8 protein-coding genes are annotated in these 11,352 nt (G+C 63.6%); 2 read left to right on the top strand and 6 right to left on the bottom strand.

Going from position 1 to position 11,352, the window contains the following annotated elements:
- Positions 1-2: 2 nt before the first annotated feature.
- The 3 genes from ACZK2V_RS16475 to ACZK2V_RS16465 form a co-directional block, all read right to left on the bottom strand.
- A complete protein-coding gene (locus ACZK2V_RS16475; protein ID WP_049398711.1) occupies positions 3-2,030 on the bottom strand; it encodes an alpha/beta hydrolase family protein in 2,028 nt (675 codons plus the stop codon).
- 168 nt (positions 2,031-2,198) lie between these two features.
- Complete coding sequence (locus tag ACZK2V_RS16470; RefSeq protein ID WP_049423807.1) at positions 2,199-5,006, bottom strand: TonB-dependent receptor domain-containing protein; 2,808 nt, start codon at positions 5,004-5,006, stop codon at positions 2,199-2,201.
- A gap of 342 nt (positions 5,007-5,348) precedes the next feature.
- Positions 5,349-8,138, bottom strand: coding sequence for a TonB-dependent receptor plug domain-containing protein (locus ACZK2V_RS16465; RefSeq protein ID WP_458075013.1), 2,790 nt, complete (start codon positions 8,136-8,138; stop codon positions 5,349-5,351).
- 214 nt (positions 8,139-8,352) lie between these two features.
- On the opposite strand from ACZK2V_RS16465, the gene apbC reads away from it, so the two are divergent.
- Both apbC and dcd read left to right on the top strand, forming a co-directional pair.
- Positions 8,353-9,207 carry an iron-sulfur cluster carrier protein ApbC gene (apbC, locus tag ACZK2V_RS16460; RefSeq protein WP_180845112.1) on the top strand — a complete coding sequence of 285 codons (855 nt, stop codon included), beginning with the start codon at positions 8,353-8,355 and terminating at the stop codon, positions 9,205-9,207.
- A 77-nt stretch (positions 9,208-9,284) separates the two neighbouring features.
- Complete coding sequence (dcd, locus tag ACZK2V_RS16455) at positions 9,285-9,857, top strand: dCTP deaminase (protein ID WP_010483020.1); 573 nt, start codon at positions 9,285-9,287, stop codon at positions 9,855-9,857.
- Between the two features lie 96 nt (positions 9,858-9,953).
- On the opposite strand, the gene ACZK2V_RS16450 is transcribed toward dcd, so the two are convergent.
- From ACZK2V_RS16450 to ACZK2V_RS16440, 3 genes are read right to left on the bottom strand one after another with little or no spacing between them, the layout of a single operon-like run.
- Positions 9,954-10,121: a LiaI-LiaF-like domain-containing protein gene (locus ACZK2V_RS16450; RefSeq protein WP_005418011.1), complete on the bottom strand. Its 168-nt coding sequence runs from the start codon at positions 10,119-10,121 to the stop codon at positions 9,954-9,956.
- 15 nt (positions 10,122-10,136) lie between these two features.
- Positions 10,137-10,559 carry an HIT domain-containing protein gene (locus tag ACZK2V_RS16445; protein WP_049423811.1) on the bottom strand — a complete coding sequence of 141 codons (423 nt, stop codon included), beginning with the start codon at positions 10,557-10,559 and terminating at the stop codon, positions 10,137-10,139.
- A complete protein-coding gene (locus tag ACZK2V_RS16440) occupies positions 10,556-11,227 on the bottom strand; it encodes a dienelactone hydrolase family protein (RefSeq protein ID WP_125895846.1) in 672 nt (223 codons plus the stop codon). Before ACZK2V_RS16440 ends, ACZK2V_RS16445 begins: the two co-directional genes overlap by 4 nt.
- Positions 11,228-11,352 lie beyond the last annotated feature (125 nt).

Below are 11,352 nucleotides of genomic sequence, written 5' to 3'. Positions count from 1 at the left end.
GATCAGAGGCCGCCGGGGCCGCAATCCTTGCTCAGGTAGTCGGCCATGAGCGTCAATGTCGTCCGGAAGTGCACGGGGTACCACGGCATGCTGTGCGGCATGTCGGGGATCAGCTCGAACCGGGCTGGGACCTTGCCCTGTACGCCGTTGTAGAAGTTCCTCGCATGGAAGGACGGCGTGCGTACGTCACGGTCGCCGACGAAGGTCAGCAGAGGAATCGTGGCCTTCGCGGTGTTCTGCATCGGGTCCATGCCCTTCACCGTGCGCCCCTGCAGAATGCGTTGCAGGCGGTTCTGGCTCCAGGAGGTGCCCAGCCGGCCAAGATCGGTGACCGGGGCACCCGCGATGGCGCACTGGTAGGGCGATGGGCTCCGGACCGTTGCGGCGGCAGCCGCGAAGCCGCCGTAGGAATAGCCGAAGATCGCGATACGGTCCTTGGCGGCGATGCCCTGTGAGACGAGCCAGGCGGCGCCGTCATCCTTGTCGTCCTGCATCTTCTGGCCCCACTCGGCGTCACCTGCCAGCCAGAGCTTGCGGCCAAGGCCGGCGCTGCCGCGGTACTGAGGGCGCAACACGGCGTAGCCGCGCGAAGTGAAGAACGGCACCCAGCCTGATGCATCCCAGCCGGTGTAGTCGCGTGCCCACGGCCCGCCGTGCGGATGAACGAGTGCCGGCAGCGGGCCGTCGCCCTGCTTCCAGCCCGGCGGGAGATCCAGAATCGCTGGAATCTGCAGCCCATCGCGTGCGGTGTAGGTCACCCAGCGTTGTTCACCGATCTGCTTGCTGTCCACCCAGGGGCGCTCATTGCCGAGTGGCACGACATCCTTGCGATCGGCCAGGATGAAGTAGCTCTTCGGGTTGCGGTTGCTTTCCGTGGTGAACAGGACGCGCGAAAGGTCGTCGTTGTAGCCGGTGATGTAGATGCTCAGGCCGGGATAGGCTTTCTGCAGGCCCTCCTGCAGGGCCTTCATCTGCGGATCCACGTACACGGCCTGTCGTTGCGGACCGTCGATATAGAAGCCGAGGACCTGGTTGAAGTTGCTCTTGCGCGTGCCCAGGATCAGTGAACTGATCGAGAAGGATGGATGGGCGGCCAGAGGCTCCTTGTCGAACTCCTTTTTGGCAGGATCGTACAGTCGCGCCTGCACCAGATCCGAGAACTGGTCGGTCAGCACGTACAGCTTGCCGCTGTCATCGTCTATGCCGACGACTTCCACCGTATAGCGTTCGCTCAGTCGGGTGGTCAGGGGGGCGTGCACTTCGAACTGGCCGGCGCTGTTCTTGATCAGAATGCGTTGTTCGAAATCGTCGGAGCCGGCGGATTCGACCTGGGTCTGGGTAAGGACTTCACCTGTGCGGGGATGGAACAGGCCGGGTGACGTGCGGGAGCTGCCCTTGAACAGCAGTTCGGTCTGGCCTGTGCGCAGGTTGAAGCGATAGTAGTTGGCCTGCAGCGTGGCCTCATTGAGCTGGCTGATGATGACCCTGTCTGCGTCCAGCGGCAGCCCATGGACGAGCGAGGCGGTACCCGCAAGTTCGAGGCAGCGAAGGGTCTCTGGGCTGACCCCGAGCGTGCGGGTGTTGTTGGCGAAAGCCTCGTCGAACTTGGTCTGGGTGGCGTCGGTGAGGTAGGCCTTGGTCAGGAAGGTCTTGGTGGCTCCCGTACTGTTGCCTTCACCGCAGCCGCCGAGTTTGCCTGTCCATTCCTGGCGCCCGATGACGAGGTTGCGTCCCGCCTTCAGTGCGCTTGCCGCGATGAACTTCATCCGGTCACCGGATGGCGTGATGGCGACCGGGCCGGCGCCGAGGTTATCCAGGTTCCAGTTGGCCAGGGCGGTATCGCTGTTGTCGCTGCCGGGCGCGGCGACGATCGCGACCAGCTGCTTGCCGTCGGCGCTCATGGTGACCGACTGGATGGTGGGGATCTTGGCGAAATCCTCGGCTGGCAGAGGGCTTGCGAGGGCAGGGGCAATGCACAGCGCCGCCAGTGCGGCGGCGCCAAGGCGGGCGGGGGACAAGCGCAGTTCCATGGTCGGCAGGGTCCTTGTGGCGGGCACATCAATATGACCTGAAGATGAACGAAGACGTGAATCCAGTCAACTTGGCGTGAATGCCCGGGCGCGCGTCACGCACTGGAGGGACGGCCAGCAAAAAAAGACCCCGCCGGGGCGGGGTCTTTGGTGCGGCAAGGGCCTGGATCAGTGATCGCCGAACTCGTACTTGGCCTGCACATAGATGGCACGCCCGTAGGCGTTGTACAGGTAATTGTTGTACGGCTGGCCGCTGGTGCCGGCGAAGCTGAAGCGCTGGTTGTCCGGCATCTTGTTGAACACGTTGTTGACCATCAGCGACAGGGTCAGGTTGTCCAACGCACGGTAGTTCACGCTCAGGTTGTAAGTGGTGTAGGAGCCCCACTTGCCTGCCTTGTAGCCGGAGCTGTGGACGTAGTCGTAGCCATTGCCCACGTACGCCATGTAGTTCGGCGTCTTGCCAATGTAGTTGGCGTACAGGGTGGTGGTCCACTTGTCCTTGGCCCAGCCGACCGAACCATCGGCGCGCACCTTGGCGTACGAGTCGTACACCCACATCGCGTACGGGTCACGCAGCAGGTCCAGGAACTCATCGCCCGGCTGCGGCTGCAGTTCGCGCTTGAGCATGTCGGTGTAGTTGCCCGAGAACTGAAGCGAACCGAAGCGGCCCATGTCGTGCACGTACTTGAAGCTGGCGGTCAGCGCTTCCAGGTTCTGGCGGGCGACGTTCATCTTCGGGGTATAGATCTCGTCCAGCACGCCGGACGCATCGCGGGTGATCCAGTCGTTGACGTTCTGGCAGCTGGCCGAGGTGTTGTTGGCCTGGCCGCCACGGCAGTAGTACTCAGCCAGCAGCAGCTGGTCGGAGCTGAGCGTATCGACCTCGTTCTTGATCTTCCAGTTGTAGTAGTCCACCGACAGCGACAGGTTGTTGATCGGTGCCCACACAACACCTGCATTCCAGACGTCGGCGGTGATCGGTTCCAGGTCCGGATTGCCGGCGCGGGTGCCGAATACCGAGACGCTGTCATACGGGCAACCGGTGGTGTTGGCCGGGTCGTAGCCCAACTGGCCGCAGCGGTAGTAGTCGGTGGAGCCGTTGGCGTAGTAGCCGCTACGGCCCTGGAACGCGTCGGACAGCGTCGGAGCGCGGAACGCCGTACCGTACTTGCCGCGGAACAGCAGGCTTTCGATCGGACGGAACTCGACGCCGATGCTGTAGGTGGACTTGTCGACGGTATTGCTGCCGATCTTGAAGGCGTCGTAGCGACCGGAACCGGTCACCGTCAGCATGTCATGCAGGGGCAGGCGCAGTTCGCCGGTCACCGCATAGTTGCTGCGGTGGCCAGCACCGGAGACCGCCGTGGTGCCCCAGACGCTGCCATCCATCAGGCCCGGATCGGGGCTGTAGTCCCAGCCTTCGCTTCCACCTTCAACGACCACGGCCAGGCCGGCGTCGCCGCCGGGCAGCTTGAACAGTGATCCATTGGTGACCTGTGCACGGGCCAGGTTCTGCCAGGTGCGGCTCTGGCTGTAGCTGTAGCCGGTGAAGGTCTGGAAGTCACCGGCCGGCAGCGGCGCGTAGAACGCTTCCCAGTTCGGGCTGTAGATGTCGTAGCCGGTGCTGGTGGTTCCCAGCACCGGGCCGAGCACGCGCTGTTCGAAGTAATCGTTGATCGGGTCATTCCAGCGCACGAAGTTGCGCTCGGTCAGCTTGTACTCGCCGCGGGTGAAGCTGAGGCTGTAGTCCCAGTTGCCGGCCGTGCCGCGGCCGCCCAGCGTCACCTGATAGGCCTTGTTGCGGTCGGTGTTCATGATGTCGCGGTAGCCGGCGCCGCCGATGTCTTCCGGGGCGAACACGCGCTGCAGGTTCATGTACTGGCCGCTGGCCTGGTCGTAGAAGCGGCCCCAACCGGAAGAGGTGCCCCACCAGGTGTAGCCGGAACCCGTCGCGTACTTGACCTCTTCCAGGCTGTACAGCGCATCGCCGAACAGCTGGAAATTGTCATTCACGTCGAAGGTGGCAGAGCTGTAGATCTGCGCGCTTTCCTTGCCGTTCTTGATGGTCTTGTAGCCGGTGCCATAGGTCGAGCCGCATGCCTGGCCGGTGGGCCGGGTGCCGAGCACGGTGGTGCCATCGAACTGCCCGGCGACGTTGGCGCACAGGTTCGGGTCCATCATGGCGTAGGCGTTGTTGGCCGCCGGCAGCAGCACCAGGAAATCGTTGGAGACGTACTGCGGGCTGTAGCCGTCGGGATTGTTGACCTTGGTCAGATCGCGTTGGTAGCCCCAGATCGGGCTGGTCTTTTCGTACTGCACGTTGACCAGCGCGTGGAAGCGGTCATCGACACCATTGAAGCCGCGGGCGCCGCTGAAGCGGAAGCTGTTGCCGCCGCCTTCGCTGTAGGCGCCGCCACGGACGTTGAGGACGCCACCATCCATGCGTTCCTTGAGGATGATGTTGACCACGCCAGCGATCGCATCGGAGCCATACAGTGAGGACTGGCCGCCCGGCAGGATCTCGATGCGCTCGACGATGTCGATCGGAATGCCGCTGATGTTGTTGAACGTATCGCCGCCGTTGTACAGCGCCGGATATGAAAGCATCGGGCGGCCGTTGATGAGGTACTTGGTGTAGCCCGGGCTGAGGCCGAACATGCCGGCGGCTTCGGCGCCCTGGGTGAACGAGGCCGAGGTCTGGCCACCCTGCAGGCCGCCAGTGGACAGCGAGGACTGCTGCAGGACATCGGCAACGCTGGTGAAGCCGCGGGTCTGGATGTCCTCTGCGGTCACGGTCAGGACCGGCGTGTGGTTCTCGATCTCGGTCTGCGGAATCAGCGAACCGGTGACCGTCACGCGGTCAAGCTGGGTCGGTGCATTGCCGCTTTGCGCCAGGGCCGTGCCGGAGGCGAGCAGTGTGCCGAGCAGGGCGAGCGTCAGTGGGTGGCGCGAGAGTGTGGAACGATGGCGAGACATGGAAAATCCCCGTAGTTAGCGATGTCTTGGCTACCGGCTTCCGTGTCGGCTTAACGATCTGTTCAGTTGCATTCCATTCAGCCGGACCGTAACACGCACTTAACGCAGGGAACACACGATCGTCATTTCGTCAATCCGGCTTTTGCCTGAAAAATGGCGATATATCAATGACTAACGCCAATTGTTTTGGAGTGTTTCAAAAGATGGCGATATGAAGGGCATTCTTTCGTAGTGCATTTGCTGCTTCTGCATCAATGCTTTACCGAAGGCTTCCTGGAACCAAAAAAAAGGCCCCGCCGAAGCGGGGCCTGGTCCAGACACGAAATCCGGAAAACGACGGGATCAGAAGTTGTACTTGACCTGGGCCGAGATCTGGCGGCCGTAGACGCTGTAGAAGCCGTCATTGAACGGGGTCGATTCGTTGCCCGGGTAGTTGTAGCGCTGGCCTTCCGGCAGCTTGTTGAACACGTTGTTGACCATCAGCGACAGGACCAGATCTTCCTGTGCCTGGTAGTTCATGCTCAGGTTGTACGTGGTGTACGAACCCCACTTGCCGGCCTTGGCGCCGGAGGAGTGGACGTAGCCGTAGCTGCGGCCGGTGTAGGCCAGGTAGTTCGGGGTGCTGCCGACGTAGTTGGCGTACACGGTGGTGGTGAACTTGGCGATGTTCCAGGCCACCGACAGATCGCCGCGGACCTTGGCGAAGTTGTCGTAGTACCACATGTTGTACGGATCGCTCAGCAGATCCAGCTTGGCGGCACCCGGCATCGGCTGCACTTCACGCTTCAGCATGTTGGTGTAGTTGCCGGAGAACATCAGCGAGCCGAAGCGGCCGATATCCTGCTGGTACTTGGCCGCCACGGTCACCGCTTCCAGGTTCTGGCTGGCAACGTTGAGCTTCGGCGTGTACACGCGGGTCAGGTTGCCACCGGCATCGCGGGACACCCAGTTGGTCACGTCACCGCAGCTGGCCGAGGTGTTGTTCGGCAGGCCGTTGTGGCACTGGTACTCGGCCAGCAGCAGCTGGTCGCTGCTGAGGGTCTTGACCTCGTTCTTGATCTTCCAGTTGTAGTAGTCGGCCGACAGCGAGAAGTTGCTGACCGGGGCCCATACCACGCCTGCGCTCCAGACGTCGGCGGTGATCGGCTTCAGGTCCGGGTTGCCGGACTTTTCGCTGTACACCGAGGTGTTCTTGTAGAACGAGCAGGCCTCGTCACGCAGGCCGTAGCCCAGCTGGCTGCAGCGGTAGTAGTCGTTCTGGCCGGACGAGTACGAACCGCTCATGCCCTGGAAGGCATCGGACAGGGTCGGCGCGCGGAAGGCGGTACCGTACTTGCCGCGCAGCAGCAGGCTCTCGATCGGACGGAATTCCAGACCGATGCTGTAGGTGGCCTTGTCGACGGTCTTGTCGGCAATCTTGAAGGCGTCATAGCGGCCCGACGCGCTGACGGTCAGCTTGTCGTGCAGCGGCATGCGCAGCTCGCTGGTGACCGCATAGTTGCTGCGGTGGCCGGCACCGGCGACAGCGGTGGTGCCCCACACATTGCCATCAACGAACGCCTGGTCCGGCGAGTAGTCCCAACCTTCGCTGCCACCTTCCAGCACGACGGCCAGGCCGGCGTCACCGCCCGGCAGACTGAACAGCGAGCCGTTGGTCACCTGCACGCGGCCCAGGTTCTGCCAGGTCTTGCTGCGATGGGTACCGTAGCCGGTGAAGCTGGCGAACTGGTCCGGAGTGATCGGCGAGTAGAAGGCCGCGTAGTCCGGGTTGTAGATGTCGAAGCCATCAGCGGTGGTGCCCAGCTTGGGGCCCAGCACGTTGTCGCCGAAGAAGCCATCGATCTTGTCCTTCCAGCGCACGAAGCGGTTCTGGTCCAGGCGGTACTCACCACGGGTGAAGCTGGCGCTGTAGTCCCAGTCGCCGACCATGCCCTTGCCGCCCAGGGTGACCTGGTAGGCACGGCTTTCGTCGGAGTTCATGATGTTGTTGTAGTGGCCCGGGCCGATTTCTTCCGGCGCGAAGGCGCGCTGCAGGTTCACGACCTTGCCCAGGCCCTGGTCGTAGAAGCTGCCCAGGCTCGACTTGGTGCCCCACCACAGGGCGCTGGAGCCGGAGGTGAACTCGGTCTTTTCCTTGCTGTACAGCACATCGGCGAACAGCTGGAAGTTGTCGTTCACGTCGAAGGTCATCGACGAGTAGAACTGGCCGCTGTTCTTGCCGTTCTTCAGGGTCTTGTAGCCGGCGCTGTACACCGAACCGCAGGACTCGCCCGACGGGCGCTGGCCGACCACGGTGGTGCCGTCATACAGCCCAGCGACGTTCGCGCAACGGCTCGGGTCCATCATCAGCAGCTTGTTGTCAGCGTTGGTGATGACGGCGAAGTCGTTCGACGGAACCTGGGCGGTGTAGCCGACCGGGTTGTTCTGGCGGGTGATGTCGCGCTGGTAGCCCCAGATCGGGCTGCCGTTCTCGATCTGCACGTTGAACAGTGCATGGAAGCGGTCGTCGAAGGCGTTGATGCCCTTGGCGGCGCTGAAGCGGATGTTGCTGCCACCGCCTTCGGTGTAGGTGCCGCCACGGAGGGTCATGGTGCCGCCGTCCATGCGCTCCTTCAGGATGATGTTGACCACACCTGCGATTGCGTCCGAGCCGTACAGCGAGGACTGGCCGCCCGGCAGCACTTCGATGCGCTCGACGATGTCGATCGGAATGCCGCTGATGTTGTTGAAGGTTTCGCTGCCGTTGTACAGCGCCGGATACGAGAGCATCGGGCGGCCGTTGATCAGGTACTTGGTGTAGCCCGGGTTCAGGCCGAACATGCCGGCAGCTTCGGCGCCCTGGGTGAACGAACCCGAGGTCTGGCCACCCTGCAGGCCGCCGGTGGTCAGCGACGACTGCTGCAGCACTTCAGCAACACTGCTGAAGCCGCGGGTCTGGATGTCTTGGGCGGTGATGGACATCACCGGGGTCTGGGTTTCAACCTGGGTCTGCGGGATCAGCGAACCGGTGACGGTGATCTTGTCCAGGTTGGTCGCCTTGTCCTGGGCCATTGCCGGGGCGGCGGCCATCAGAGCGGAAATCAGGGCGACGGCGAGCGTGTTGCGACGTGCGGTGTTGCTTACGTAGTTCATGTAGTTCCATTGGAGAGCAAAAACAAAAACGGCACTGCGCATGCGCCATCGCGCGGGCTGGAAATGCCAGCTCCGCAGCCCAAAACAGTGCGGGTCGAACGTAACATGAACTTAACAATCTGTGCACGAATCTGTAGCAATCCTGAATTTCAGTCAGGTTACGTCCAGCTTGTATGATGCTCGGTTATTCCCCCTGACCCCGCCGGTGCTCGTTGTGAACAGTTCTCCCCGCCGTCCCCATGCAAGCCAGGTCCAGAAGGGACTTACGCCGCATGCCCGCATCCGCAACGTGATCGCGGTTGGTTCGGGCAAGGGCGGCGTCGGCAAGTCGACCACTGCGGTCAATCTGGCCGTGGCCCTGCAGCAGCTCGGCGCACGCGTGGGCGTGCTTGATGCGGACATCTACGGGCCGAGCGTGCCGGCCATGCTGGGCCTGTCCGGTCGCCCGGAAAGCCCGGACAACAAGAGCATCGAGCCGCTGCGTGCGTTCGGCGTGGACACCATGTCGATCGGCTACCTGATCGAAGAAGACACGCCGATGATCTGGCGTGGACCGATGGCCACCTCGGCGATGACCCAGCTGTTCAATGACACCCTGTGGGATGACCTGGACTACCTGCTGATCGACCTGCCACCGGGCACCGGTGACATCCAGCTGACCCTGACCCAGAAGATCCCGCTGGCCGGCGCGGTGATCGTCACCACCCCGCAGGACATCGCCACGCTGGATGCGAAGAAGGCGCTGAAGATGTTCGAGAAGGTCGAGGTGCCGGTGCTCGGCATCGTCGAGAACATGGCGGTGCATACCTGCAGCAGCTGCGGGCATGTCGAGCACCTGTTCGGCGAGGGCGGCGGCGAGCGCATGGCCGCGCAGTACGGCGTGCCGTTGCTGGGTTCGTTGCCGCTGCAGATCGGCATCCGCGAGCAGGGCGATTCCGGTACCCCGATCACCGTGGCCCAGCCGGATTCGGTCCCGGCCCAGGCCTACCGCCATGCCGCCCAGCGCCTGATCGAGGCGGTTGGCAAGCGTCCGCGTGCCTCGATCCCGATCCTGTCGTCGCTGCTGTAAGTGCCAGGGCAGGGGCCGCCGGCGACGCCCGGCCCCCTGCTAGAATCCTCGCGCCCCCTCGTACCCCAGGACAAAGCATGAGCATCAAGAGTGACCGTTGGATCCGCCGCATGTCCGAGCAGCACGGCATGATCGAGCCGTTCGAGGCCGGGCAGGTCAAGCAGGCCAACGGCGAGCGCATCGTCAGCTATGGCACCTCCAGCTACGGCTACGACGTGCGCTGCTCGCGCGAGTTCAAGGTGTTCACCAACATCAACTCGACCATCGTCGATCCCAAGCACTTCGATCCGGGCAGCTTCGTGGATATCGTCGGCGATGAATGCATCATCCCGCCCAACAGCTTCGCGTTGGCGCGCACCGTGGAGTACTTCCGCATCCCGCGCGACACCCTGGTGGTGTGCCTGGGCAAGAGCACCTACGCGCGCTGCGGCATCATCGTCAACGTGACCCCGCTGGAGCCGGAGTGGGAAGGCCACGTCACCCTGGAATTCAGCAACACCACGCCGCTGCCGGCACGCATCTACGCCAATGAAGGCGTGGCGCAGATGCTGTTCTTCCAGGCGGCCGCCGATGACATCTGCGAGACGTCGTACCGCGATCGTGGTGGCAAGTACCAGGGCCAGACCGGCGTGACCCTGCCGAGGACCTGAGCGGCGCGCCATCGCATGACGAAAGCGCCGGGCATGCCCGGCGTTTTCATGGGTGCGGCCACACGCTGCGCTCGCCGGGCATGGCCCGGCGCCAGCTTATTTCCCGCGACCGAACAGCATCGCGATGCCCACGCCCACCAGTGCCACCGGCCACCAGGTCAACAGCAGCTTGGACAGGTTCAGGTGCGTCCAGCCGAGGTTGCTGGCAAGCATGAACAGGCCGATCAGGATCAGCAGGACGGCGGCAACGAGGTTGAATCGCATCGGGTCGGCAAACGCTCAGGACTGGGCTGGATATCCTAGCCGTTCCTTCCAGTAGGCGACATGCTGGTCCAGCGCACCCGGCTCGTAGCGGTGCGCGGGGCCACTGCCCCAGACCGGGCCCGGCCACGCGGGGTCGCCGTCATGGCGGCCGATCACATGGAAATGCAGCTGGCGCACGATGTTGCCCAGCGCCCCGATGTTGATCTTTTCCACCCCGTCGGAGCCCTTCAGGGCCTTGCAGGCGCGGTTGAGCTCGGTGCGCAGCTTGTCCTGCTGCTCGCCGTCCAACTCGATCCACTCGGTCACCCCGGCCAGGCGCGGTACCAGCACCAGCCAGGGGAATCGTTCGTCGTTCATCAGCCGCACTTGCGACAACGGTCCTTCCGCCACCAGCACGCTATCGGTGGCCAGGCGTGAATCGAGTTCGAATTCGCTCATCCAAGATGCTCCGAGAAGAAGTCCAGGGTGCGTTGCAGCGCCAGGGTGGCGCTGTCTGGATCATACGCATGTCCGACCTCCCGGTTGAAGGCGTGGTCGGCCGGATAGACGAAGGTGGCCATCTGCGGCAGCTTCTCGCGATGGGCCTGCACGGCCTCCGGCGGAATGCTCTTGTCCTGGGCACCGAAGTGGAAGATCACCGGGGCCTTGGGTGTCTCATCCAGGAACTGGACGTTGCGCGCACCGTAGTAGCTGACCGATGGCAGGCCCAGGCGCAGGGCCGACAGCATCGCCACCGTGCCGCCCCAGCAGTAGCCCACCGTGCCGACCTTGCCGTAGGGGGCCAGCCGGGTCGCTGCGGCACGGACCACCTCCAGCGCCTTCTCCATGCCCAGTGCGCTGACCCGTTCCAGGCCCTGCTTCACGCCGTCGGCGTCATAGGGCAGGGCGTCCGGATCGGCTTCTGTGCCGTCAATCAGGTCGAAAAAGGACGGCGCCAGCACCGCATAGCCTTCGGCCGCGAAGCGCTCGGCCACGCCGCGGATGTGCGGGTTGGCGCCGAAAATTTCCTGCACCACAACCAGCCCGCCACGCGGGGTACCTTCCGGCAGGGCGTGCCAGGCCCGTACCGGGCCGTGATGCGTATCCAGGGTGATCCACTCGGCCATCGTTTCCATCTCGTTGCGGGGAACAGAACGGCATTGTCGGCGCTGCGTGGGTTAGCGCGGTGTCAGCGGCTGTGCGTGATCGGGCGGCTGGCCATTCAGAGCGCGGCCGCCAACCCCGGTATACT

The sequence above is a fragment of the Stenotrophomonas sp. 93052_Sma genome, from assembly GCF_056481145.1.
The sequence above is the reverse complement of the archived record's forward strand: the minus strand, read 5'-3'. Positions and strand labels throughout refer to the sequence as shown.

Bases quoted from the DNA above. Each gene is read 5' to 3' on its own strand.
- ACZK2V_RS16475 (WP_049398711.1), bottom strand. From the start codon at position 2,030: ATGGAACTGCGCTTGTCCCCCGCCCGCCTTGGCGCCGCCGCACTGGCG.
- ACZK2V_RS16470 (WP_049423807.1), bottom strand. From the start codon at position 5,006: ATGTCTCGCCATCGTTCCACACTCTCGCGCCACCCACTGACGCTCGCC.
- ACZK2V_RS16465 (WP_458075013.1), bottom strand. From the start codon at position 8,138: ATGAACTACGTAAGCAACACCGCACGTCGCAACACGCTCGCCGTCGCC.
- dcd (WP_010483020.1), top strand. From the start codon at position 9,285: ATGAGCATCAAGAGTGACCGTTGGATCCGCCGCATGTCCGAGCAGCAC.
- ACZK2V_RS16450 (WP_005418011.1), bottom strand. From the start codon at position 10,121: ATGCGATTCAACCTCGTTGCCGCCGTCCTGCTGATCCTGATCGGCCTG.
- ACZK2V_RS16445 (WP_049423811.1), bottom strand. From the start codon at position 10,559: ATGAGCGAATTCGAACTCGATTCACGCCTGGCCACCGATAGCGTGCTG.
- ACZK2V_RS16440 (WP_125895846.1), bottom strand. From the start codon at position 11,227: ATGGCCGAGTGGATCACCCTGGATACGCATCACGGCCCGGTACGGGCC.